At 59.5% G+C, this 21,462-nt stretch carries 27 protein-coding genes and 1 pseudogene; 15 read left to right on the forward strand and 13 right to left on the reverse strand.

Annotated features, from left to right (window positions below; all coding sequences use genetic code 11):
* Window positions 1-52: 52 nt before the first annotated feature.
* Window positions 53-865: a helix-turn-helix domain-containing protein gene (locus C9E91_RS06085; RefSeq protein ID WP_107107462.1), complete on the reverse strand. Its 813-nt coding sequence runs from the start codon at window positions 863-865 to the stop codon at window positions 53-55.
* Between the two features lie 184 nt (window positions 866-1,049).
* Here C9E91_RS06085 and C9E91_RS06090 point away from each other — a divergent pair, with 184 nt between their 5' ends.
* Window positions 1,050-1,394, forward strand: a complete 345-nt coding sequence (locus tag C9E91_RS06090; RefSeq protein ID WP_107107463.1) for a nuclear transport factor 2 family protein — start codon at window positions 1,050-1,052, stop codon at window positions 1,392-1,394.
* A gap of 41 nt (window positions 1,395-1,435) precedes the next feature.
* Here the strand turns inward: C9E91_RS06090 and C9E91_RS06095 are convergent, their stop codons facing one another.
* Both C9E91_RS06095 and C9E91_RS06100 read right to left on the reverse strand, forming a co-directional pair.
* The gene (locus C9E91_RS06095; RefSeq protein WP_107107464.1) at window positions 1,436-1,942 is read right to left on the reverse strand and encodes a hypothetical protein; all 507 of its coding nucleotides are present in this window, start codon (window positions 1,940-1,942) and stop codon (window positions 1,436-1,438) included.
* Between the two features lie 165 nt (window positions 1,943-2,107).
* Window positions 2,108-2,758, reverse strand: coding sequence for an aspartate/glutamate racemase family protein (locus C9E91_RS06100; RefSeq protein WP_107107465.1), 651 nt, complete (start codon window positions 2,756-2,758; stop codon window positions 2,108-2,110).
* 287 nt (window positions 2,759-3,045) lie between these two features.
* On the opposite strand from C9E91_RS06100, the gene C9E91_RS06105 reads away from it, so the two are divergent.
* The 3 genes from C9E91_RS06105 to C9E91_RS06115 all read left to right on the forward strand — a co-directional run bounded on the left by C9E91_RS06105 (window position 3,046) and on the right by C9E91_RS06115 (window position 5,190).
* Window positions 3,046-3,648, forward strand: coding sequence for a superoxide dismutase (locus C9E91_RS06105; protein ID WP_107107466.1), 603 nt, complete (start codon window positions 3,046-3,048; stop codon window positions 3,646-3,648).
* A gap of 112 nt (window positions 3,649-3,760) precedes the next feature.
* Complete coding sequence (locus C9E91_RS06110; RefSeq protein WP_107107467.1) at window positions 3,761-4,615, forward strand: metallophosphoesterase; 855 nt, start codon at window positions 3,761-3,763, stop codon at window positions 4,613-4,615.
* A 116-nt stretch (window positions 4,616-4,731) separates the two neighbouring features.
* Window positions 4,732-5,190: an anthrone oxygenase family protein gene (locus C9E91_RS06115; RefSeq protein WP_245407435.1), complete on the forward strand. Its 459-nt coding sequence runs from the start codon at window positions 4,732-4,734 to the stop codon at window positions 5,188-5,190.
* 20 nt (window positions 5,191-5,210) lie between these two features.
* On the opposite strand, the gene C9E91_RS06120 is transcribed toward C9E91_RS06115, so the two are convergent.
* Window positions 5,211-6,107, reverse strand: coding sequence for an AraC family transcriptional regulator (locus C9E91_RS06120; RefSeq protein ID WP_107107504.1), 897 nt, complete (start codon window positions 6,105-6,107; stop codon window positions 5,211-5,213).
* Between the two features lie 161 nt (window positions 6,108-6,268).
* Here C9E91_RS06120 and C9E91_RS06125 point away from each other — a divergent pair, with 161 nt between their 5' ends.
* A complete protein-coding gene (locus C9E91_RS06125) occupies window positions 6,269-7,051 on the forward strand; it encodes an SDR family NAD(P)-dependent oxidoreductase (RefSeq protein ID WP_107107469.1) in 783 nt (260 codons plus the stop codon).
* A 36-nt stretch (window positions 7,052-7,087) separates the two neighbouring features.
* Here the strand turns inward: C9E91_RS06125 and C9E91_RS06130 are convergent, their stop codons facing one another.
* Window positions 7,088-7,789: a helix-turn-helix transcriptional regulator gene (locus tag C9E91_RS06130; RefSeq protein ID WP_107107470.1), complete on the reverse strand. Its 702-nt coding sequence runs from the start codon at window positions 7,787-7,789 to the stop codon at window positions 7,088-7,090.
* 128 nt (window positions 7,790-7,917) lie between these two features.
* Here C9E91_RS06130 and C9E91_RS06135 point away from each other — a divergent pair, with 128 nt between their 5' ends.
* The 3 genes from C9E91_RS06135 (at window position 7,918) to C9E91_RS06145 (ending at window position 10,180) form a co-directional block, all read left to right on the forward strand.
* Window positions 7,918-8,553 carry a LysE family translocator gene (locus C9E91_RS06135; RefSeq protein WP_107107471.1) on the forward strand — a complete coding sequence of 212 codons (636 nt, stop codon included), beginning with the start codon at window positions 7,918-7,920 and terminating at the stop codon, window positions 8,551-8,553.
* Between the two features lie 159 nt (window positions 8,554-8,712).
* On the forward strand, window positions 8,713-9,156 hold the full coding sequence (locus C9E91_RS06140; RefSeq protein ID WP_107107472.1) for a c-type cytochrome: 444 nt from the start codon (window positions 8,713-8,715) through the stop codon (window positions 9,154-9,156).
* Window positions 9,157-9,265: 109 nt separating this feature from the next.
* Window positions 9,266-10,180 (forward strand): cytochrome c, encoded by a 915-nt coding sequence (locus tag C9E91_RS06145; RefSeq protein ID WP_107107473.1) that lies wholly within the window; start codon window positions 9,266-9,268, stop codon window positions 10,178-10,180.
* Window positions 10,181-10,195: 15 nt separating this feature from the next.
* Here C9E91_RS06145 and C9E91_RS19960 read toward each other — a convergent pair whose 3' ends face one another.
* Together C9E91_RS19960 and C9E91_RS06150 are read right to left on the reverse strand one after the other, a co-directional pair.
* On the reverse strand, window positions 10,196-10,444 hold the full coding sequence (locus tag C9E91_RS19960) for a hypothetical protein (protein WP_245407436.1): 249 nt from the start codon (window positions 10,442-10,444) through the stop codon (window positions 10,196-10,198).
* Window positions 10,428-10,976, reverse strand: a complete 549-nt coding sequence (locus C9E91_RS06150) for a class I SAM-dependent methyltransferase (RefSeq protein WP_245407437.1) — start codon at window positions 10,974-10,976, stop codon at window positions 10,428-10,430. The genes C9E91_RS19960 and C9E91_RS06150 overlap by 17 nt, the downstream gene beginning before the upstream one ends.
* A 115-nt stretch (window positions 10,977-11,091) precedes the next feature.
* Between C9E91_RS06150 and C9E91_RS06155 the strand changes: the two genes are divergently transcribed.
* Complete coding sequence (locus C9E91_RS06155) at window positions 11,092-11,709, forward strand: cysteine peptidase family C39 domain-containing protein (RefSeq protein WP_107107505.1); 618 nt, start codon at window positions 11,092-11,094, stop codon at window positions 11,707-11,709.
* Window positions 11,710-11,746: 37 nt separating this feature from the next.
* Here the strand turns inward: C9E91_RS06155 and C9E91_RS06160 are convergent, their stop codons facing one another.
* Window positions 11,747-12,235, reverse strand: coding sequence for a GNAT family N-acetyltransferase (locus C9E91_RS06160; RefSeq protein WP_107107474.1), 489 nt, complete (start codon window positions 12,233-12,235; stop codon window positions 11,747-11,749).
* 341 nt (window positions 12,236-12,576) lie between these two features.
* Between C9E91_RS06160 and dmeR the strand changes: the two genes are divergently transcribed.
* From dmeR to bla, 3 genes and pseudogenes are all read left to right on the forward strand, one after another.
* Window positions 12,577-12,849, forward strand: coding sequence for a Ni(II)/Co(II)-sensing transcriptional repressor DmeR (gene dmeR / locus C9E91_RS06165; protein ID WP_107107475.1), 273 nt, complete (start codon window positions 12,577-12,579; stop codon window positions 12,847-12,849).
* Between the two features lie 37 nt (window positions 12,850-12,886).
* Window positions 12,887-13,836 (forward strand): annotated as a pseudogene (gene dmeF, locus C9E91_RS06170) (CDF family Co(II)/Ni(II) efflux transporter DmeF).
* 85 nt (window positions 13,837-13,921) lie between these two features.
* A complete protein-coding gene (gene bla / locus C9E91_RS06175; RefSeq protein ID WP_107107476.1) occupies window positions 13,922-14,938 on the forward strand; it encodes a class A beta-lactamase in 1,017 nt (338 codons plus the stop codon).
* A gap of 90 nt (window positions 14,939-15,028) precedes the next feature.
* Here the strand turns inward: bla and C9E91_RS06180 are convergent, their stop codons facing one another.
* On the reverse strand, window positions 15,029-15,559 hold the full coding sequence (locus C9E91_RS06180; protein ID WP_107107477.1) for a hypothetical protein: 531 nt from the start codon (window positions 15,557-15,559) through the stop codon (window positions 15,029-15,031).
* Window positions 15,560-15,632: 73 nt separating this feature from the next.
* Window positions 15,633-17,141: a protein adenylyltransferase SelO gene (locus C9E91_RS06185; RefSeq protein ID WP_107107478.1), complete on the reverse strand. Its 1,509-nt coding sequence runs from the start codon at window positions 17,139-17,141 to the stop codon at window positions 15,633-15,635.
* A 95-nt stretch (window positions 17,142-17,236) separates the two neighbouring features.
* Here C9E91_RS06185 and C9E91_RS06190 point away from each other — a divergent pair, with 95 nt between their 5' ends.
* Both C9E91_RS06190 and C9E91_RS06195 read left to right on the forward strand, forming a co-directional pair.
* A complete protein-coding gene (locus C9E91_RS06190) occupies window positions 17,237-17,497 on the forward strand; it encodes a type II toxin-antitoxin system ParD family antitoxin (protein ID WP_107107506.1) in 261 nt (86 codons plus the stop codon).
* 4 nt (window positions 17,498-17,501) lie between these two features.
* Complete coding sequence (locus C9E91_RS06195; protein WP_107107479.1) at window positions 17,502-17,813, forward strand: type II toxin-antitoxin system RelE/ParE family toxin; 312 nt, start codon at window positions 17,502-17,504, stop codon at window positions 17,811-17,813.
* On the opposite strand, the gene C9E91_RS06200 is transcribed toward C9E91_RS06195, so the two are convergent.
* Entirely contained in the window at window positions 17,810-18,331 is a 522-nt protein-coding gene (locus C9E91_RS06200; RefSeq protein WP_107107480.1) for a DUF1697 domain-containing protein, read from the reverse strand. The two genes, C9E91_RS06195 and C9E91_RS06200, sit on opposite strands and share 4 nt — an antisense overlap.
* A 24-nt stretch (window positions 18,332-18,355) precedes the next feature.
* Window positions 18,356-20,449: a S9 family peptidase gene (locus tag C9E91_RS06205; RefSeq protein ID WP_107107481.1), complete on the reverse strand. Its 2,094-nt coding sequence runs from the start codon at window positions 20,447-20,449 to the stop codon at window positions 18,356-18,358.
* Between the two features lie 283 nt (window positions 20,450-20,732).
* Between C9E91_RS06205 and C9E91_RS06210 the strand changes: the two genes are divergently transcribed.
* On the forward strand, window positions 20,733-21,122 hold the full coding sequence (locus C9E91_RS06210) for a DUF930 domain-containing protein (protein WP_107107482.1): 390 nt from the start codon (window positions 20,733-20,735) through the stop codon (window positions 21,120-21,122).
* A 5-nt stretch (window positions 21,123-21,127) separates the two neighbouring features.
* Here the strand turns inward: C9E91_RS06210 and C9E91_RS06215 are convergent, their stop codons facing one another.
* Entirely contained in the window at window positions 21,128-21,460 is a 333-nt protein-coding gene (locus C9E91_RS06215; RefSeq protein WP_107107483.1) for a chaperone modulator CbpM, read from the reverse strand.
* Between the last annotated feature and the right edge of the window lie 2 nt (window positions 21,461-21,462).

Below are 21,462 nucleotides of genomic sequence, written 5' to 3' on the forward strand. Positions count from 1 at the left end.
ATCGTCTTAGTACCCCGGCGTACGTAAACGCTCAAACTTCGTCCGAAAACGCTCAACTGTTCCGCAGTCGTTCGGCGAAGCGGCGGGGAGAGCGGTAGCCGGTGGCAAGGGCGGCTTCGCGCAGCGACAATCCATCTTCGGTCAGCAGCGTGGTCGCCAGAGCGACGCGTTCGCTTGCCATCACGTCGCGCAGCGACGAACCTTCCTGCGAGAGACGGCGCCGCAGCGTCGCGTTGCTGGTGCCGAGCTCGGCGGCGATGAGATCGGCAGTCCAAGCGCGGTCCGGCTGCCAGCGCACCAGCGCACGCACGGCTTCGGCCGTTGTTTCCGGCGAAGCGGGCAGGGTGCCCCGCATGCCGAGAACCATCAGCACCTCCATCAGGCGGTGCTCGATCAGGGCAGTCGGCAGCTCACCGGACGCGATACCTTCACCGGCATGGTGGATTGCTGCGGCGAGCACCGGATCGAGCGGCAGGTCGATCTGCGATGCGACGTGCTTGGTTGGAAAGCTCCTGACGGCGCGGCGCACGAGTTCGTCCGGAAAGCTGATGAAGATGGCGCGATAGACACCGCTCTGCGGATCGGGATCGTTGACGACATCGCCGCGCCAGCCGGCGGGCAGGACCAGCACTGTACCGGCTGGAAAGCGCAGATGCCGCCCCATGCTCAGCACATCCTTGCAGCCCTCGACGAGAACGACGATCGAAACCTGGGAAAAGGTCGAGCCGGCAATGCGCTCACGCTGCCGGGTCACGAAGGTGAAGAGCGAGGAATAGTTTTTCTCGTCAGCCGGCATTGTAACCGGCCGATTGTCCTTCCCCGCCAGGCGGCGCAGCTTTTCCAATATTTGATGAGCCTCCGGCATGGCGACCGCTTCCTGCTGATATCGATTGTGACGATAATCTGGACCACGCCACGGGCGCTGCCAAGTCCGCAAAGCGCCTTGTCGGTTCTGTCACATCATGATATAAACTGATTGCATTTCGCAATCGGATTGCCGGCGGCCAAATCGATGACCAAAGCGGCTGCCGGATAGGAGGAGATGCATCATGAGCACTCTTGATACTGCCCGCTGCGACACCGTGCGGCGGCTTTATGCCGCCTATGTCGCGCAACATCCCGATGTCGTCCGCCCGATGTTGACCAGCGATTTTACCTTTTCCAGCCCGCGCGACGATCACATCGACCGCGACCAATATTTTAGACATTGCTGGCCGAAGGAGAAGGTCTTCCGCGCCATTCATATCGAACATCTCGTGCCGGACCGCGATGAGGTGATCGTCGGTTACCGCGCCGAAAAGATGGACGGAGACAGCTTTCGCAATGTGGAGGTAATCCGTTTTACCGGCGACAGGATTGCCGAGGTGAATGTCTATTTCGGACGTAACGTCTAAGAGATAATGGGCCAGCCCGAAAAGCCGGCCCATCACTCAACTCACACTCTCGCTTTGGATAGCGCATGGCCGCGATGGATCGTCCAGGCTTGCAGGAGGCTGCCGGCGGCGAACAGGATCAGCCAGGAGAGCAAGGCCATCTGTACGGGCGGCGAATCCGGGCCGTTGCCGATCGGATGCGACGGCGGCAACCGCGAGAGCGTTTCGTTGATGCCGGGAACCCAGAGCAGGAAATAGGTGAAGGACAGGCCGAATGCCTTCAGATATGCCCGCAGCCGGCCGAGAAAGCTCAATCTCTCCTGCAAAATTGCGGCTGCTGCCACCAGCAGAGCCATGATGCCGAGCGCATGCCCAGGATTGAACCCGCCTGTCGAGGAAAGGCCGAAGGAGGTCACCACCGACAGCGCCAATCCACCGAGATAGATCTTTCCCGATCGCCTCTCGGGCTGGATGCCGCCATGCCTGGCAAAGCTGTAGAGCCCTGCAACGATCGGAACGAAGCTGATGGCAGTGTGGAGTTCGCCGAGCAAAGAAAGAGGGGCAGGCATAATGGTTTCCTTTGTATATCGACTAGTAGGTAGCCTTGATGGGCGAGCGATGGACGCTTCCTCGCTCTCAGATGATCGATGCTTAACCTACTAGTTGGTAGGCTGTCAATGGCTGAATGCCTGCCTTCAATCTATCGAAGCCGCAAGTCCGGGCGATGTCTTGGTTCAGTTTGCGCCTATTGCGGTCATTGCGGCTTCCAATGCTGCGGTCGGGCCGCTCATCGGCCGTGCGTATTCATCGCCTAGCAGTGCCGCCGCACCGGTCATGGAGGCCTGCGCGAAGACCACCGTTTCAGCCCCTTCGCGATAGGCTGTCTCCGATGCCTCGGCGATCGCTACCAGATAGGCTTTGTGGTCACCGGCCCGGAACAGCGCCCATGCCCCGTCGATCAGGCGGACATCAATGTCTGCGCCTGTGGTCTTCGCTGCATTTTCGAACAGCCTAGTGGTCGGGGCGATGGTCGTCTCGGTGGTGCAGAGCACGGTCACTTTGCCGCCAGCTTTCACGGCATTTTCCGCGAGCACGCCGTCGGCCCTGATAATAGGGACCTCGGAGGTGTCTGCCGCCAGCAATGCTGCAGGGCCAAGGGTCGAGCAGTTGAGCACAACGGCATCCGCGTCCTGTGCAAGCTGCTGCAGGACGGCAGCCGTTTCCGCCTCGATGTCCGGCGTCAGTCCACCCGCCCGTTCGGCGGCAAAGAGAAGATCGGCGCGGACATGGTGATGCAGAGTACCGGCCGGAAGACCGAGCGTCTTTGCGGCGTTGTCATAGATGGCGATATTGCTTTCGGCAGTGTGCAGGCAGGCTATTTTCACGGAGGCGATCTCGCTGAAGCCGCCCGCAGGGACGACGATGCGCCGAACCTAGCCTTTGGCGATCCGATTGTCGACGCGTGTCGCACCGCAGAGCGCGACCGCTGGCCTCATACGTTAGAAGGCGCAAAAATACCCGCGGAGGATGCGGGCGATATATGTTGAAATAGCGGGTAAATTTTCCTTTAGTCCGCTATTTTTTGGCATGCCGCCGGTTGCCCTTCACACCGTCCCCTCCTATGTTCCCGATCACCTGCCGACGCAATTTTTTGCCAAGAGGAGATAAGACCATGGCTTTCGAATTGCCTGAACTTCCCTATGATTACGAAGCGCTTTCCCCCTTCATGTCGCGTGAAACCCTCGAGTTTCACCATGACAAGCACCACAAGGCCTATGTCGACAATGGCAACAAGCTGGCGACCGAAGCGGGCCTTGCCGATCTCTCTCTCGAAGAGGTCGTGAAGAAGTCCTTCGGCACCAATGCCGGTCTCTTCAACAATGCTGCCCAGCACTACAACCACATCCATTTCTGGAAGTGGATGAAGAAGGGCGGCGGCGGCAACAAGCTGCCGGGCAAGCTCGAAGCAGCCTTCAATTCCGATCTCGGCGGCTATGACAAGTTCAAGGCCGATTTCGCCGCTGCCGGCGCCACTCAGTTCGGATCGGGCTGGGCATGGGTTTCCGTCAAGAACGGCAAGCTCGAAATCTCCAAGACCCCGAACGGCGAAAATCCGCTCGTTCACGGCGCCACGCCGATCCTCGGCGTCGACGTATGGGAACACTCCTATTACATCGACTACCGCAATCTGCGTCCGAAATATCTCGAGGCCTTCATCGACAGCCTGATCAACTGGGACTACGTCCTGGAGCGCTACGAAGCCGCCACGAAGTAAGGCTTGCCATCTCGGCTTGCTTTCACACCCGGCGCTGCCATAGCGTCGGGTGTTTTCGTATCTGCCGTTAACAGGCATCTTATTGCCATCAGCCACTTCCCAGCGAGGCCGCATGCCGTCTCCGTCCGCTCCACTCTTTCGTTTCGGTGTCGTCGCCGATCCGCAATATGCCGCCTTGGAGCCTAACCTTGCGCTGGATCGCTATCCGGCTAACAGCCTCGCCAAGCTGGCAGAGGCGATTGCGGAATTCAACCGTCGCGATCTCGCCTTCGTCGTAACGCTCGGCGATATCATTGATGGTGGCTGGGAGAGTTTCGATGCGATCTTGCCGGTCTACGAGACCTTGCGGCACGCACGGCATTTTCTTCTCGGCAATCACGATTTTGCCATCGCAGCGCAGCATCTGACGGAAGTCGCAAGTCGCGTCGGCATGCCATCGGCGTATTATGACTTCGCCCATGCGGGCTACCGTTTCATCGCGCTTGACGGCAACGAGATCAGCCTCTTCGCGCCGCCGGAGGGCGATCCACGCCGGGCGGAGGCAAAGGTGATGATGAAGGCATTGCATAAAGCCGGTGCGATGAACTCGCACCGCTGGAACGCTGCCATCAGCGATACGCAACATGCCTGGCTCGCCGCCAAACTGGACGAGGCGAAAGCCGCCGGCGAGAAGGTGGTCGTCACGAACCACTACCCGATCTTCCCGGAGAATTCACATAACGCGCTCGACAGCGACCGTATGCTGGCGTTGCTGGCCGAACATGATCATGTCGTCGCCTATCTCAGCGGTCACAATCACGACGGCAATTTCGGCGTTGTCCACGGCACCTATTTCATCAATTTCAAAGGCATGGTCGATACCGAAGATACCAATGCCTATGCGATCGTCTCGGTTTACAAGGATCGGCTGGAAATTGAAGGATTCGGACGTGAGGTGAGCAGGGTGCTGGCACTGCAGGGTGCTTGAGCGGCCCCATAAGGAACGATCCGCGCCAATGAAAGTTTAGGGACCGAGGCTGCTGTGAGGCGAGGCCGATGTTTCCGACATTGCAAATTCTGACCATCTTAGTCGTCGCAGTCGCCATGGCGCTGGCATTGGCACATGTGCTGGAGCTGCCGGGCAAGATGCGACTGTCGAAAGAAGATTATCTGACGGTTCAGCGGATTTATTATCCGGGGTTTACGATCGGCGGCGTTGCCGAACCGATCGGCACTCTCTTGCTTCTGCTTCTTCTGTTCCTGACGCCAGCCAACACGATCGCGTTCTGGCTGTTTGCTGCCGCCTTTGCAGCCATGGTCATCATGCACGCCGTCTTTTGGCTGGTGACGCAACCGGTAAACAATTTCTGGCTCAAAGATGCCGAGCTGAAAGGGTTGGGCGAGCGTTTCTTCTCCCATGATCCATTTGGTGGCCATCGGAGCGAGACCGCCGCCAAACCGGACTGGACCATGCTCCGCGACCGCTGGGAATGGTCGCATGCCGCACGCGCCGCTTTGGGATTGCTGGCCTTTATTCTGTTGGTGACCGCGGTCGCTCTCTAGCGGCCCGCGAACCCAGGCGCTTATTCCGCTGCTATCCGCATATTCGCCACATCCCGCTTCGGCGGCGCACCGAACATGCGCGTATATTCGCGGCTGAACTGCGACGCGCTTTCGTAGCCGACTCGATAGGCGGCATTCTCGACATTGACGCTGCCGGCGACCATGAGGCGGCGGGCTTCGAGCAGCCGCATCTGCTTCTGATATTGCAGCGGCGTCATCGACGTCAGCGTTTTGAAATGCTGATGGAACGAGGAGGGGCTCATGCGGGCGGCGGCAGCGAGCTGCTCGATGCGCACCGGCTGGGCGAAATTGTCGCGCAACAGGCGGATCGCATCCGCAATGCGCCGCGTCTGACCGTCCGGCAGCACCAGCTTGCAGACCTCGCCGTCATTCGGGCCGGTCAGCATCCAGAAACAGATTTCCCGCATGATTGCCGGATAAAGCACCGGTATGGCGCTTGGCGTTGTGAGCAGGCGGGTCAATCGCACGAGGCAATCGGCCAGTTGCTCGCTGAGATCTTCGACAAAGATGCCAAGATGGGCGCCGCCGGTCGGTTTCGGTGGCCTATCGAGCTGCTCCATCACCTCGCGCATCATGCCGACATCGAATTCGAGGGAGATGGCAATATAAGGCTTCTCAACACTGGCCTGGAGCACCCTGCCGGCGGCGGGCAGCTCGATGCTGATGATGAGGGCCTGTAGCTCGCCATAATCGATCACTCTGTCATTCAGCATCAATTGCTTTGCACCTTGAAGAATGACGCAAAGCGCCGGCCGATAGATCATCGCATGCGGCATCTTCGGCTCGGTCGAGCGCATGATGTGCAGGCCATCGATGCCTGTCGAAAATACGGTGTCGCCGCCGCTATCATTGGCTTCGATGAATTGCGTGATCGCATCTTTAAGGGCTGACGACATCGGCATTCTCCCGGACAAGTGCCATTCCATCATCATAGCAGCGGGATAAGGGCCGACAAGGCGGTTGGAGGAATAGGCAAGAAATTCGAGAGTTCCGGCATTCAAGGAGATGGCCTAGCGGGCGTAAATTTCAGTCATCAATCATTCCTTGGAGAACGGCAATGACGACTGAAAATATAGATAGATCAAAGACAAAGATCGCAATCATTACCGGCGGCAGCCGCGGTCTCGGCCGAAATACGGCCGTCCATCTCGCCCAGCGCGGCGTCGATACTATTCTGACCTATCACTCAAATCGGGCAGAAGCGGAAAGCGCGGTTGCCGAGATCGAGGCTCTCGGAGCGAAGGCTGTAGCGCTGCAACTCGATGCCGGCGGCGTTGGTTCTTTCGACGCTTTCATCTCCGAAGTCGGCCAAGCGCTGCGACAGAAATGGGGCCGCGATCGCTTCGATTTTCTCGTCAACAATGCCGGCACGTCCCACCACGCGTCCTTCGCGGAAACGACCGAAGCCGAGTTCGACAAGCTCTACAACGTTCATCTCAAGGGCGTGTACTTCCTGACGCAGAAGCTGCTTCCTCTCATTCAGGACGGTGGCCGCATCGTCAACATTTCTTCCGGCCTTGCCCGCTTCAGCAATCCGGGCTCGTCGGCCTATGCCGTCATGAAGGGTGCGGTCGAAGTTCTGACGCGGTATCTCGCCAAGGAGCTCGGCCCTCGCGGCATCGCCGTTAATACGGTGGCGCCAGGCGCGATCCAGACGGATTTCAGCGGCGGCATCGTTCGCGACAATCCGGAGGTCAACAGGATGGTTGCCTCCATGACCGCGCTCGGCCGCGCCGGTCTGCCCGACGATATCGGCCCGATGATCGCCTCGCTGCTGTCGGACGACAATCGCTGGGTCAATGGCCAGCGCATCGAAGTGTCTGGGGGCATGATGGTCTAATTCTCGGATCGCCGGGCTGGCTAGGCCGTCCGGCGATCATCCGCCGGCAACTTGGGCATTCATTTCCCACCCGTTCACCCAGATCTGCCTCAGCCCATCGCCTTCGCCCTTGAACCACAATCCCGTCGCCTCGCAGCCTTCGATGCGGTCGCTGCGGAAATTGCGGATGGCTTGGCGCAGCTCGCACCAGGCGACGATATTGGCTGTCTCGGAATAATAGATGAGGGCGATGGGGCGGATGACGCGCTCGGTGGCGCGGCCGAGTTCGTCGCGATAGGCGAGGTCGAGTTTTTCCTCGTCGCGGATAGCACGGCGCACCAGAGCGAGATCGATGGCAGCGGCCGAAGGAGCGGCAAAGCCCCAGGCGTGCAGGGCATTGGCATCGAGTGTCTGACGAAGCGGCGGCGGCACTGCGCCTGCGATCTTGGCACTGACGCGCTTGGCCGCGAGCTTCAGCTCGTTGTCCCCCGTGCGCTCCAGCAGCGCCAGCGATAGCACGATCGCCTCCATCTCCTCGATCGAAAACATCAGCGGCGGCAGGTCGAAGCCGGGGCGCAGGATATAGCCGATGCCGCGTCCGCCTTCGATCGGAACACGCATCGCCTGCAGCGCCACGATGTCGCGATAGACGGAGCGCACCGTCACCTCCAGCCGCTCGGCGATGACAGCCGCCGTCACCGGCTTTTTCGCCAGCCGCAGGATCTGGATGATCTCGAACAGGCGCGACGCCTTGCGCATTTCATCCTCGTGATTTGAAGGCTCCTGACAACACCCTGTCAGTTGGGCCGATCTATAAAACTGCCTATCGAATTGAAAATCAACAAGTTCGTCTGCGATGCGCTCGCAGGCGACGATGGGCAACTGACATGGATTACAGCGAAAACCTCTGGCTCTTCTTTCTCCTCCTCTTCGGCATCATCATCGTGCCGGGCATGGATATGCTCTTCGTACTCGCCAATGCGCTGACCGGCGGCCGCAACAGGGGATTGGCAGCCACCGGCGGCATCATGCTCGGCGGCGTGGTGCATTCGCTGAACGGCGCGCTTGGCGTCGGCCTGCTGATGCATTTTGTACCGATCCTCTTCAATCCGCTGCTCGTTGCCGGCGCCGCTTATATGGCCTTCATCGGCATCACGCTGATGCGCAGCTCGATCACCGTCGGCCACGACGGACCGGCCGGCAGCCGTTCCACCTGGCGGGCCTTTCGTCAGGGAGCGGTGACCTGCATGATGAATCCCAAGGCCTACCTCTTCGTGTTCGCCGTCTATCCGCAGTTTCTAAAGCCGGATTACGGTCCGATCTGGATACAGGCTGTTATCATGGGGCTGATGACCATTGTCACGCAGTTTGCCGTCTATGGCGGGCTTGCAGTCACCGCCGGCCGCAGCCGCGATCTGCTGGTCGCCAATCCGGGGGCGACCGCCTTTGCCGGTCGCGTCGCCGGGCTGCTGCTGTTCGCGGTCTCGGTCTTTACCGTCTGGGAAGGGTGGAAGGTGACGTGATTTTTGGCGCAAAATCTGGTACATGTCTTAAATATGACGCTGATTTTGCTCAGCTCTCACCACTTTGTGACTTCATTGCCGGCGCAGAAACCGGCAAACATGTGGGCCGTGACAACGCGCCGGCCGCTTTTGCGGTCCTGATCACGTAGGAGAGATTGTATGAAATGGAAAGCGATTGTGGCTGCGACGGTTTTTGCCGGCGTCGCCTTTGGTTCCGTTATTGCGGCCGATGGCACGCATGATTCCCGTATAGCCGTGATGAAGAAGGTCGGCGGTGCTGCCGGTGCTCTCGGTGCCATCGCCAAGGGCAGCAAGCCTTATGACGCCGAGGTCGTCAAGGCAGCGCTGCAGACGATCGCCGAGAATGCCAAGGCTTTCCCAGAGCATTTTGGCCCGAACAGCGACAAGACCGATGCTGAGGTCAATCCGAAGATCTGGGATAACTTCGATGACTTCAAGGCCAAGGCTGCCAAACTTTCCGACAATGCCGAAGTCGCACTTGCGCAGCTCCCGGCCGACCAGGCTGGCGTCGGCGCTACGCTGAAGACTTTGGGCAGCGATTGCGGCGCCTGTCATCAGGCCTACCGCATCAAGAAGGACTAAGCGGTCGGCCGGCATTGTCCGAAAATTAATTGAAGCATCCGCATCGGCTTGGTCGCCGGTGCGGATTTTAGTATTTCTCGATGCACGCTGAATACAGGGAGTGCGAGGCATGGTTGCGCGATTTGTCCGGTGGCTGCTCTGTCTTATCGGCCTCGCCATCTTCGGCTCCGGCACGTTCTATGTCGTCACCGCGCCGTCGCCCTTGCCGGTGAGCCATTGGGCAAATCTCGGCGATCCCGATATCAAGAATGGCGAACAGGTGTTCTGGGCTGGCGGCTGCACGAGTTGTCATGCCGCGCCGGGCGCCAAGGGCGATGCCAAACTGGTTCTGTCAGGTGGCTTGGCGCTGAACAGTCCCTTCGGCACTTTCCATGTCCCCAATATCTCGCCGGATGAAAAGGCCGGCCTTGGTGGTTGGACGCTTGCGGAATTCGGCAATGCGATGAAGCGCGGCGTCGGCAAGAACGGCGAGCACCTTTATCCGGCGTTCCCCTACGGCTCCTACGCCCGCATGAGTGACAAGGACATCAACGACCTCTGGGGTTTCCTGAAGACCTTGCCGAAGAGCAGCAACGTCGCGCCGCCGCATGAGCTGCCGTTCCCCTTCGATATCAGGCTGGCGCTCGGTGGCTGGAAATTCCTCTATTTCAACGATCAGCCACGCGTTGTCATCGCCAATGCCGACGACAAGATCAAGCGCGGCCAATATCTGGTAGAAGGCCCCGGCCATTGCGGCGAGTGCCACACCCCGCGCGACGGGCTCGGCGGCTTCGTCAGGGACCAGTGGCTGGCCGGCGCCCCGAACCCGGAAGGCAAGGGCCGCATTCCCGACATCACCCCCGGCTCGAAATCAATGGCTAGCTGGAGCGACGGCGACATCGCCAGCTACCTGGAGACCGGTTTCACCCCCGACTTCGACTCCGTCGGCGGCTCGATGGCCGAAGTCCAGCAAAACATCGCCCGCCTGCCAGCCTCGGACCGCGAGGCGATCGCGGCCTACCTGAAGGCGGTGCCGGCGCGGTAAGAAGCAGGCGGCTGGCTACTTCTCCCGTAGCCGCTTTGCCATATAGAGGTGAGTTTCATAGCGAAGCTCGAACTCTCCGCCGTATGCCGCGATAACCTCCGCAATCGCAGCGAGCAGCGCCTCCCTCCGGTCATCCGCCAGAAGCCGGTAGCTTGATAACGTGCGCAGCAGGTCGGTATAGCTTTCAGGACTATGCATCCGGCTCCAGGGATAGGATCGGTGCGTTGCCGGTTCGAAATGTTCGGATTCACCGAGCAACTTCACGAAAGGCCCGTCTGGCAGATACCACGCTTCCGCGGGTGGACCTGAAAGCGATGGCGCGTATCGCGAATAGAGGCGGGCGAATTCCGCGGCGAGCGGTGGTGCCGGCGGCATGGGTACATTTCCAAAAGACGGCAAGCGTGCCGCCCGGCGCGAGCTGCTCGGCAGTCTTGGCAAATCGGACGTCTGGTGCAACCCAGTGAAAGGACTGGGCCGCCATCACAAGCTTGAACGTTTCAGGCTTACCCGGCCACGCCTCAAAGGTGGTTTCCGCGAAGCGTATATGGGGAAATTTCATTAGATTTTGCTGCGCGATGCCCATCAATTCCTTGCCGGGTTCAAGCGCAAGGATGGAAAAGCCACGGCGTGCAAAGGTCTGTGTTGCTTGTCCTGTACCGCAGCCGATCTCAAGGATCGCATCCTTGCTGCCCAAACCAGCAAACGCGGCGATGTCATCAAACATCGACTCGGGATAGGTCGGGCGAGCATCGCCATAGAGGCCTGCCATCCCGTCAAAAGTGAACCGCTGTTCCAAGGTCCATCTCCCTCTGAGATCCAGTATGAGAGGCCATCTTTCTAGCGCATTTCAGTTGAATTTTACAGCGCAACCAATTTCGGTTGCAGGGCAGGAGCGGGCGATCATGGATGGAATGGCAGAACAGAGGATTCCTTATTTCAGCCAATGGGAAACCCCCGACATGACTCTGGCGGTGCTGGCGGAAGGGGCGCAGGCGGCATTGCTGAGGGACCCGCTTTGGGCAGGCTCGGGAGCGGGGAATGTCGAGGATTACGCCCGCTGGGCCGGCAATCTCTGCGGTATGGCCTGCCTGAAAATGGTTCTTGCCGCGCGTACGGGCAAAATCGTGCCAACCGTGGATCTCGCATTGGCATGCAAGGAATATGGCGGCTATGTCGAAGAGCCTGATGGTAAGATCAAGGGCCTGATCTATGCGCCCTTCATTCCATTTGTCAAAGATCGGTTCGGCCTGAACACCAGGGTCGTCACCGGCATTTCTGTCGGAGATATCGGCGATATTCTCCAGCAATCCGAATTCTTCATCGCGTCCGTCCACCATTCCATCCGCTGGCCGGACACCGAGCCGCCATCGAAGGGCGGACATCTTGTCTTGGTGACGGTGGCTAACTCAAACACGATCCGTTTCCACAATCCTTCCGGTCACGAGGCTGCAACCCGGGAAAACGTGGAAATGCCGCTGGAAACATTCGACCGGTTTTTCGCCGGGCGCGGGATCGCCATCGATCGCTGACGATAGGAAGGTCAACGGCGATCCCGACGGACCGTTCTCATGCAAGCGCCTGCAGATAGCGCATGCCGGTGACCGGACGTGGCTTGAAATCCATTTGTTCGTAGAAGCGGTGCGCCTGGACATTGCCGGTCGCGGCGCTGACGGAGAGATAGCCGCAGCCAGCCTTGCGGGCGATGTCGCGAGCGCGATCGACGAGATGCTGGCCGATGCCATGGCCGCGATGGCCGTCGCGCACGAAGAGATGATGCAGGTCCATGCCGCGCTGACCTTCCTGCGCCCGGTAGAGCGGCACGAGGATGGCGTAGCCGATCAGCCCGTTCTGGCCTTCCGCCACCAGCGCCGTGATCCATGGCACCGGACCGAAGAGATCGCGTTCGAGCTGTTCCGGGGTCGCGGCTGAGGGATCGCCATGATGAGCGGCGAGCAACCGGATCATATCGTTCAATTCCGGCAAATCGCGCGGATGCGCATTGCGGATGGTAATGACAGGCGGGCGGAGAAGTGAGATTTCGCTATCGTCCAGCATGAGGTTCTGCGTCCTTTTTTGAATGTGCCGTCAGGACGCTGCCGATACAACAAAGCCGCCTGACGGCGGCTTGTTGACAATATGATCTGTCCCGGCCGCCCCTTACAGGTACAGCCAAAAATACGAGCGATTGTGGAGCGCGTGCGTGATCATGGGCGCATAGATGAGCTGGAATGTCGGATTTGTCAATGGGGTGAGTCGATGCTCTCCCTCCTGCGGAGCATTATCCGACAAGATCACCATGGGCACACGTCAGCCTATCGCACCCGGGCATCGCCGAGGGCGGGTTTTCTTCTGGCAATAAATATAGTATACCCCCCTATACTATAAATGAGGCCGTCATGTCCCATACCATCCAAGAGCAAGCCAAACTTCTTTCCCGCGTCCGCCGCCTCAAAGGGCAGTTGGAAGCGGTGGAGAGGGCGTTGGAGGCTGAGCGGCCTTGTGGAGAGATTTTGCAGCTCCTGGCATCCATTCGCGGCGCCCTGACGGGGCTGACCGGCGAGATATTGGAAGACCATCTGCAGGAACATGTGCTCCACGCCGAAAGCGAGTCGGCCCGCCGCCAGGCGGTCGATGAAATATCCGATGTGCTGAAGACCTATCTGCGCTGATCAGAGGCTTTGGGCAATCCAACAGGAGACTGATGTCATGAGTACTTCTTCGGATGCGTTGACGCATAGCCACGTATTCCTGGGCTCCGACCACCGCCGCAACGAACGCCGCATCTGGCTGGTCATTGCGCTGACGACGGTGATGATGGTGGTCGAAATCGGTGCCGGCACGCTATACGGCTCGATGGCATTGGTTGCCGATGGCTGGCACATGTCGACGCATGCCAGTCCATGCTGATTTCCGCATTGGCCTATCTCTATGCCCGTCGCCATGCCCACAATGCGCGCTTCACCTTCGGCACCGGCAAGCTCGGCGATCTCGCCGGCTTCGCCAGCGCCATCGTCCTCGCCATGATCGCGTTGTTGATGGCTTGGGAAAGCCTCGTGCGATTGCAGAATCCGGTGGCGATCAATTTTCGCGAGGCGATCGCCATTGCCATCGTCGGCCTGCTCGTCAATCTCGTCAGCGCCTGGCTGCTACGCGACGATCACGACCACCATCACGGGCATTCCCACACGCATGGCCATGATCATCATCACGACCACGATCATGGCGGCAAGGACAACAATCTCCGCTCTGCCTATGTCCACGTCATCGCCGACGCCATGACCTCGGTTCTGGCCATTGTCGCCCTCCTGCTCGGCAGCCGCTTCGGCTGGACTTTCCTCGATCCGCTGATGGGCATTGTCGGCGGACTGGTGATCCTGCAATGGTCCTTGAGCCTATTGCGTTCCTCGGGCGCAGTCCTGCTCGACTTCATCCCGCAGGGTGAAGACCTGCCGGAGGAGATCCGGGAGGTCATCGAAACGGACGCCGACCGCATCACCGATCTGCATGTGTGGCAGGTCGGCCCCGGCCATCATGCGGCGATCGTCGCTGTGGTAACGCCGGAGCCGCGCGATCCTGCCTTCTACAAGGCACGGCTGGCCGCTATCCACGAACTGTCGCACGTCACCGTTGAAGTCAAGGTCAAAAAAGCAGCATAACGTCTGATGGAAGCTCGGCGCGTCAGAGGCTTGCCATATTCCTCGCTTAGCTCAGAATTCGGCTGATTCCGCTGGAGGCTTCCGTATGCCCACACCGCTTACTCGTCGCCGCCTCTTGGCAGGCTCGGTGCTGCTTTTCCCCGTTCTGACATTGGGGCCTGAAACCCTGTTTGCGCAGGATGCCAGCGCCAACAAGAGCCCCAACGCGACTGCTCCTGCGCCGTCCGATACCCAGGATAATTCCACGGCACCCGACGATCAGGACATGGAAGACAACCAAGGTCCCGACAATTCTCAGTTCACCGACGATGCCGACAAGCAGTTGGCGGATCTGGAAAAGAAGACGGGCGGTCGCCTCGGTGTTTCCGTGCTGGATACGGAAACCAATATTTCGCTCGGCTATCGCGAAGCGGAGCGGTTTGCCTTGTGCAGCACCTATAAGGCGCTTGCGGTCGGTTTCGTGCTTGCCCGTGTCGATCAGGGCGTAGAGAAGCTCGACCGCCGCGTCACTTATGGCAAGGATGTTGTCGTTACCTATTCGCCCGAGACAGAAAAGCATGCCGGCACCGACGGCATGACGATCGCCGAACTCTGCGGTGCGGCAATCATGTTGAGCGACAACACCGCCGGCAATCTGCTGCTCGACAGTTTCGGCGGTCCAGCGGCGCTGACCGCATGGCTGCGTACGACCGGCGACACGGAAACCCGACTCGACCGCAAGGAGCCTGACGTCAACCAGGCGATCAAGGACGACCCGCGCGACACGACGACGCCGGATTCCATGCTGGATACGATCGGACTTCTGACGCTCGGCAATACGCTGTCCGAAACCTCGCGCGATCAATTGTCGAATTGGCTGGTCAATAACACCACCGGCAATGCCCGCCTGCGCGCCGGCCTGCCGAAGGAATGGAAGGTTGGCGACAAGACCGGTACCGGTCAGAACGGCTCCTACGCCGACGTCGCCGTCATCTGGCCCACCGATCGCGGTCCGATCCTCGTCACCACCTATGTCGGCGAGGCAACCGCACCCGCAAAGGACATCGAGGCCGTCTTCGCCGAAGTCGGAAAGATCATTGCGGGCATGGTGGGGTTAAAATAGTCGCATCTTGAAATGTGATTAATAAAATCAAGGCGATACGATCTCGACGTGAATCAGGATCGCATCGCCTTGATGTCGTTTCGAGGAAGCTCAAGCGATGGATAAGGCTGCAGCGGCACTATCCGTTTCATCGCTGTCGCCGCCGGACTTATTATCGATGCCGAGTTGCTGCTTCACTTGTTTGGCGATCTCATCGTTGATTGCCTTCTGCTGGTCGGCTGGCAACGCGCGGAGGGACTCCTCCGTCAAATGGTGCTGTTCCAGATATCGAGCGCGGATCTTTTCCGCAGGCGTCATGTGGGCCCACTTGGAGAACTCGTCCGCAATATCCTGACTGGAAGAATCGCTCGACGAATCCGAACCGTTGATGCTCGGAGCCGCGCCGTCGCTCTTATCGGCGTCGACATCCGATGTCGACGGGGCTGTCTGACCGGTTTGGTTGAGCCAGAAGCCGGAGGAGATGGAGGAGGGGACGCCGCTGGATGTGACCGAAGGTGTCTGCGTCTGCTGCTCGTCGCTGTCGTCGGGCAGCATGAACGGCGTGCTGTCGTCAGAATCCGTATCCTGCTGGCTCTTTATCGGGCTGCTGAAAAGGCTCTGGGTGCTATGATGAACTTTCATCGTCATGTCTCCCTGTGGGTTGGCGCGACGATGACTCGGCAAACGTGTCCGGGGCTTGTGTACTAAGGCTCTCTTACGTTCCGCAGAAGGTTTGCAGCACCCGCTCTGCCGGTTGCGGCGGTTCGGCATAGGGCGCGAAGGCCGGTTGGTCCTCATAGGGCCTTGCAAGCACCGTCAGCAGCGCCTCGAACAGTGAAAAATCCCCGTCCTCGATCGCAGCTTCGATCGCCTGTTCGATTCGATGGTTGCGTGGAATGAATGCCGGGTTCACGGTCCGCATCGCCCGTGCTCGTTCGTTCGGTGCTTGCGGATCGCGGCTCAGCCGCTCGCGCCAGCGCGTCAGCCACGGTTGGGTCGATTCCGGGTCCTTGAAGCTGGCGGCAAAAGCCGTTTCGTTGTCCTCGCTCTCGGCAAGCGCTGCAAGCCGCCGGAACGTCAGGGTGAAATCCGCCTCCTGCTGTTGCATCAGCGCCAGCAGCGCCTGGATCAGGTCGAGATCGCCTTCTTCCTCGGCTGCAAGGCCGATCTTGGCGCACATCCCAGCAAGCCAAGGGGTTTGGAAGCGCTCGCCATAGGCCTTGAGCACCGCATTTGCCAGATCGACGGCCGCGTCCACCGACGGATCGATCAACGACAGCAGCGTTTCACCGAGCCGGGCAATGTTCCATTGGCCGATGCCGGGCTGGTTGGCATAGGCGTAACGGCCCTGCTGATCGATCGAAGAAAAGACGGTTGCCGGATTATAGCTGTCCATGAAGGCGCAAGGACCATAGTCGATCGTCTCGCCGGAAATGGTCATATTGTCGGTATTCATCACGCCATGGATGAAGCCGACATGCAGCCAGCGCGCAATCAACGCAGCCTGCCGTTCGGAAACGGCCTCCAACAGCGCCAGATAGCGATTTTGCCGGTCCTTGATCTCCGGATAATGCCGGTCGATGACATAGTCGGCGAGGATGCGCACACTGTCGGTATCGCCGCGGGCGGCGAAGAACTGGAAGGTGCCGACGCGGATATGGCTTGCCGCGACGCGGGTGAAGACCGCACCGGGCAGCACTCTCTCACGATAGACGGGTTCGCCGGTGGCAACCGCCGCCAGTGCCCGTGTCGTCGGAATGCCGAGCGCATGCATGGCTTCGCTGACGATATATTCGCGCAGAACCGGCCCGATTGCCGCCCGCCCGTCGCCGCGCCGTGAGAAGCGCGTCGGTCCCGCGCCCTTGAGCTGGATATCGCGGCGCCTGCCGTAACGGTCGATGACTTCACCAAGCAGGATCGCCCGGCCATCCCCGAGCTGCGGCACGAAACCGCCGAACTGGTGACCGGCATAGGCCATCGCGATCGGCTCGGACCCCGGCAGGAGCCTGTTGCCCGAGAAGATCGCCGCGCCGTCCCGTTCCAGCGCCTCGGCATCGAGCCCGAGTTCGCCGGCTAGCGCCACGTTGAACTTGATCAACCGCGGTCCTGCGACCGGCGTCGGTGCCTGCTCCGCGAAAAATTGCGGCGGCAGGCGCGCATAGCTGTTGTCAAACAGGGCCGACGGTGCCTGAAGCACCGAATTGTCATGGGGAGAAGAGCTCATGCACCTAAGGTAGGGCTGGTGGGGAGGCGGCGCAAGGCGCTTGCTTGAAGTAGGAAATGATCCTACTTTATCCTACCGAGCACGAGGAGTTCGCCATGAACGAGAAACTGAGCATCTCGCTCCCCAGTGAAATGGTCGCCGCCATCAAGAGCCGCGTCGATGCCGGAGCTTACGCCTCGACCAGCGAGGTGCTGCGTGCTGCTGTCCGCGTGTGGTTGCGGGAGGAAGAGGAATACCAGGAACGGATCGCGGCGATCCGGCAGAAGGTCAAGGCATCTCTGGATGATCCGAGGCCCGATCTGAGTTTGCAAGATATAGACGATTGGATCGAGTCACTGGCTGCGGAACAGCAGTAAACGCATGAAGCGATATTCTGTCGTATTTCGTGAAACGGCTAAAGCTGATCTCCGGTCGATATATGAATACGTATTGGACCAAAGCAAAAACAAGCAGATAGCGCTCGCTTATATCAAGCGTATCCGGGACAAATGTGGAAAAATCGGTGATGTACCACTTGGCGGCGTTGCTCGCTCGGATCTAGGCGCGAGTCTGCGAATGGTCGTCTTTGAGCGCAGTATCGTTATTCTTTATTTGGTTGAAGGCGAGCGGGTGAGGATCACCAATATCTTTTCCGGTAGCCGGGACTACGAAACGCTTTTGTCGGATCGTTAACCCGCCTCCATCTCCCGCGCCATCTCCGCCAATTTCCTCACCGTATTGAGATTCCGGGACGTCCCCGCCTTCAGTGCTGGCAGCCTCAGTTTCGAGCGACCGGAGCCATCGGGATAATGGACGTAGATTTCTCTACCCGCGACATGCACCTCTTCTCCGCCGGGTGCTACCAGCTTTTCCAGGGCATCGGCCGGTGCAGGTTCTGGGAGGAAGTTGACGAGCAGATAGTTCGGTTTGGCATGCGGGAAGGGCGAGCCATCCGCGATGGCCTGTAGCTCCTGACGGCTGCGCAGGAGCACGCCCGGCGATGTACCCATTTTCCGCGCCAGCGCCGCTTCCAGATCCTTCTGCACGGCCGCCTCGTCTCTGTCCGAGCGGAAGAGCACATTGCCGCTTTGGATATAGGTCTTCACGTCGGTAAAGCCGATCTCCTCGCAGACGGCTTTCAGCTCCGCCATCGGCAGTGCGCCGGTGCCGCCGACATTGACGGCACGCAGCAGGGCAACATAGACCGGCATCGGCTCCTCCTCCCGCGGTTTTTGCTAGATCTTACCGGCGACCTTGATGGCGAAGCCATATTCGAAGGCGATTTCTTCCAGGCGCTGGAAGCGGCCCGAAGCGCCGCCATGGCCGGCATCCATGTTGGTTTTCAGAAGGATCGGCGCATCGCCAGTGGTTTTGTCACGCAGCTTGGCAACCCACTTCGCCGGCTCCCAATAGGTGACGCGCGGATCGGTCAGGCCGCCGAGCGCCAGAATCGGCGGGTAGGGCTTCTCGCCGACATTGTCATAGGGGCTGTAGGCGGCGATCTGCTCGTATTCTTCCTTGCTGTCGATCGGATTGCCCCATTCCGGCCATTCCGGCGGCGTCAGCGGCAGCGTATCGTCCAGCATGGTGTTGAGCACATCGACGAAGGGCACGGCGGCGATAATGCCAGCGAATTTCTCCGGCGCCATGTTGGCGATGGCGCCCATCAGCATGCCACCGGCCGAGCCGCCCTCGGCGATGATCTTAGCGTAGGAGGTGAACTTCTCCTGATTCAAATAGTCGGCTGCGGCAATGAAGTCCTTGAAGGTATTGGTCTTCTTGTCCATCTTGCCGTCTTCGTACCAGGCAAAGCCCTTGTCCTTGCCGCCGCGGATATGGGCGATGGCATAGACGAAACCGCGGTCGGCGAGCGATAGGCAATTGGTGTTGAAGCCGGCGGGAATGGTGATGCCGTAGGCGCCATAACCATAGAGCAGGCAAGGCGCGGAGCCGTCGAGCGGTGTATCCTTGCGATAGAGCAGGGTCACCGGCACATGTTCGCCGTCCCAGGCGGGGGCGAAAACGCGGCGGGTGACGTAATCGTCCGGATTGTGGCCTGACGGAACTTCCTGCGTCTTCAGCAGGGTGCGCTCGCGCGTCACCATGTTGTAGTCGTAGAGCTGGCTCGGCGTCGTCATCGAGGAATAGGAGAAGCGAATGACGTCGGTGTCGTACTCGGCCGCACCCTGCAGGCCGAGCGAATAGGCTTCCTCATCGAAGGCGATGGCATGTTCTTCGCCGCTGCGGCGATCGCGGACGATGATCCGCGGCAGGCCATCCTTGCGTTCCAGCCAGATGAGATGACGGGCATAGGCCATGTGATTGAGGATCAGCGTGCCCGGCTTGTGGACCACGACATCGCGCCAGTTTTCTTTAGCCGGCTTGTCGACCGGCGTTTCCATGATCTTGAAATCCTTGGCATCGCCGTCATTGGTGAGGATGTAGAAGACATCGCCGCCTTCCGCCATTTCATACTCGATTCCGGTGTCGCGCGCGGCCACCAGCTTCGGCTCGGCCATAAGATCCGAGGTCGGAATGATGCGGTATTCACTGGTCTCGTGATCGTGGATGTCGATGAAAATATAGTCATCCAGCAGCGAGCCACCGACACCCATGAAGAAGCCGGAATCCTCCTCTTCATAGACCAGCCGGTCTTCCGATTGCGGTGTGCCGACGACGTGATGGAAGATTTTCGAAGGACGATGGTTCTCGTCCTGCAGTGTATAGAAAAAGCTCTTGCCGTCGGGCGCCCAGACACCGCCGCCGCCGGTGTTTTCGATCACGTCGGCGAGATCTTCGCCGGTTTCCAGATTGCGGACCTTCAGCGTGAAATATTCCGAGCCCTTGTCGTCATAGCCCCAGATGCCGTGGCTATGATCCGTGGAATGGTCGATGCCGGAGAGGCGGAAATAGGATTTTCCCTCGTTTTCCTTATCGCCGTTCAAAAGGAGCTTGCGCTCGCCGCCATTGCGCGCCTCGCGGAAGTAATGCGGCTGCTCGCCGCCGGTGACATAGAGCGTGCCGTAGGCAAAAGGCCCGTCCTTGACCGGCACGGAGCTGTCATCTTCCTTGATACGGCCTTTCATTTCGGCAAAGAGCGCTTTCTGCAGCTCTTTCGTATCCGCCATGGCCGCATTCATATAGGCGTTCTCGGCCTCCAGATACGCGCGTATTTCCGGATCGAGAATCTTGGTGTCCTTGAACATCGCCTGCCAATTGTCGGCGCGCAGCCAGGCGTAATCGTCGCTGCGGCTGATGCCGTGGCGCGTATCCGTGACTGGTTTTTTTGCAGCGGCGGGCGGGGTGGGGAGGTTCTTGAATGCAGACACGAGCAGGCTTTCTCCGGGATCAAAGTCGGATATGAGGTGAAGAAGAGATAGAGGGCGCTTGGCCGGGGTTCAAGCGGCAATTGCCCGCTCAAGCCTCGAGCAAGCGGATGACAATAAGCTTGGATCTAGCTGATGGAGTCAGAAGAGCTCGCCCAGACTGCCTTGATGTGACCACATTCTTTAACGAAGTCCGCGTATGTTGCGTCGATAATAAGGCGGCCTTATCGCTTTTCTGGTCGAACAGACGCTTCCCAGCCCGCAGTTAAGCAAGGGATCGGTCTTCATGCTGAAATTCATCGCCATTCTCATCCCGTTGGCAGCCATCGCGACGTCCGCTTTTGCCGTGGATGCGACCATGAAGAAGGAATTGGAGAAGCTCGATCCTTCCGAGCGGATGGAGCAGACCTGCGATGCTGAGGCAATGAAACGAATCAGCACAGAGAAGGCCGGCTTCAAGCCCGACAAGGTCATCGCCTATACGTTCAGCGACCCTGATATGTCTCCGGACTCGATGAATGCTCCTGGCGCGGTCTTTCGCAGCAAGGGAGACTGGTATCATCTCTCCTATAAGTGCACGACCGGCCCGCAGCATATCGATGTGCGGGGCCTGAGCTACGAAATCGGCGAGAAAGTGCCGCGCGAGAGCTGGCCAAAATACTATCTCTACAATTGATGCCGTCAGCGCCGTCTTTGGCGTTCCAGCCGGTAGAGTTCGGAGAGAACATGCTCCTGCACATCGGGACTCTGATGACAGACGGCGTCCGTCAGGTCGCGTAGCGTCCCCCTGAGCCCATGGAGCTGATCCACCAGATCCATGACCAGATCGACACCGGGCTCGTTGACGCCCATCGCGTTGACCAGATCTAGGATCAACTGCCCCCGCGCCAGATCGGCTTCGCGAAAATGCCGGCCTTCACCGGTCGTTTCGGGGACGAGCCAGCCCTGTTCAATCCAGACCTCCAGCACCGTATTGTCTATTTCGAGGCGCAAACGAAACTCGCTCTCGTTCATAG

The organism is Rhizobium sp. SEMIA4064, from assembly GCF_003025035.1.
GTDB classification, from domain to species: domain Bacteria; phylum Pseudomonadota; class Alphaproteobacteria; order Rhizobiales; family Rhizobiaceae; genus Rhizobium; species Rhizobium paranaense.

Bases quoted from the DNA above. Each gene is read 5' to 3' on its own strand.
- C9E91_RS06085 (WP_107107462.1), bottom strand. From the start codon at position 865: ATGCCGGAGGCTCATCAAATATTGGAAAAGCTGCGCCGCCTGGCGGGG.
- C9E91_RS06090 (WP_107107463.1), top strand. From the start codon at position 1,050: ATGAGCACTCTTGATACTGCCCGCTGCGACACCGTGCGGCGGCTTTAT.
- C9E91_RS06095 (WP_107107464.1), bottom strand. From the start codon at position 1,942: ATGCCTGCCCCTCTTTCTTTGCTCGGCGAACTCCACACTGCCATCAGC.
- C9E91_RS06105 (WP_107107466.1), top strand. From the start codon at position 3,046: ATGGCTTTCGAATTGCCTGAACTTCCCTATGATTACGAAGCGCTTTCC.
- C9E91_RS06110 (WP_107107467.1), top strand. From the start codon at position 3,761: ATGCCGTCTCCGTCCGCTCCACTCTTTCGTTTCGGTGTCGTCGCCGAT.
- C9E91_RS06115 (WP_245407435.1), top strand. From the start codon at position 4,732: ATGGCGCTGGCATTGGCACATGTGCTGGAGCTGCCGGGCAAGATGCGA.
- C9E91_RS06120 (WP_107107504.1), bottom strand. From the start codon at position 6,107: ATGTCGTCAGCCCTTAAAGATGCGATCACGCAATTCATCGAAGCCAAT.
- C9E91_RS06125 (WP_107107469.1), top strand. From the start codon at position 6,269: ATGACGACTGAAAATATAGATAGATCAAAGACAAAGATCGCAATCATT.
- C9E91_RS06130 (WP_107107470.1), bottom strand. From the start codon at position 7,789: ATGCGCAAGGCGTCGCGCCTGTTCGAGATCATCCAGATCCTGCGGCTG.
- C9E91_RS06135 (WP_107107471.1), top strand. From the start codon at position 7,918: ATGGATTACAGCGAAAACCTCTGGCTCTTCTTTCTCCTCCTCTTCGGC.
- C9E91_RS06140 (WP_107107472.1), top strand. From the start codon at position 8,713: ATGAAATGGAAAGCGATTGTGGCTGCGACGGTTTTTGCCGGCGTCGCC.
- C9E91_RS06145 (WP_107107473.1), top strand. From the start codon at position 9,266: ATGGTTGCGCGATTTGTCCGGTGGCTGCTCTGTCTTATCGGCCTCGCC.
- C9E91_RS06155 (WP_107107505.1), top strand. From the start codon at position 11,092: ATGGCAGAACAGAGGATTCCTTATTTCAGCCAATGGGAAACCCCCGAC.
- C9E91_RS06160 (WP_107107474.1), bottom strand. From the start codon at position 12,235: ATGCTGGACGATAGCGAAATCTCACTTCTCCGCCCGCCTGTCATTACC.
- dmeR (WP_107107475.1), top strand. From the start codon at position 12,577: ATGTCCCATACCATCCAAGAGCAAGCCAAACTTCTTTCCCGCGTCCGC.
- bla (WP_107107476.1), top strand. From the start codon at position 13,922: ATGCCCACACCGCTTACTCGTCGCCGCCTCTTGGCAGGCTCGGTGCTG.
- C9E91_RS06180 (WP_107107477.1), bottom strand. From the start codon at position 15,559: ATGAAAGTTCATCATAGCACCCAGAGCCTTTTCAGCAGCCCGATAAAG.
- C9E91_RS06185 (WP_107107478.1), bottom strand. From the start codon at position 17,141: ATGAGCTCTTCTCCCCATGACAATTCGGTGCTTCAGGCACCGTCGGCC.
- C9E91_RS06190 (WP_107107506.1), top strand. From the start codon at position 17,237: ATGAACGAGAAACTGAGCATCTCGCTCCCCAGTGAAATGGTCGCCGCC.
- C9E91_RS06195 (WP_107107479.1), top strand. From the start codon at position 17,502: ATGAAGCGATATTCTGTCGTATTTCGTGAAACGGCTAAAGCTGATCTC.
- C9E91_RS06200 (WP_107107480.1), bottom strand. From the start codon at position 18,331: ATGCCGGTCTATGTTGCCCTGCTGCGTGCCGTCAATGTCGGCGGCACC.
- C9E91_RS06210 (WP_107107482.1), top strand. From the start codon at position 20,733: ATGCTGAAATTCATCGCCATTCTCATCCCGTTGGCAGCCATCGCGACG.
- C9E91_RS06215 (WP_107107483.1), bottom strand. From the start codon at position 21,460: ATGAACGAGAGCGAGTTTCGTTTGCGCCTCGAAATAGACAATACGGTG.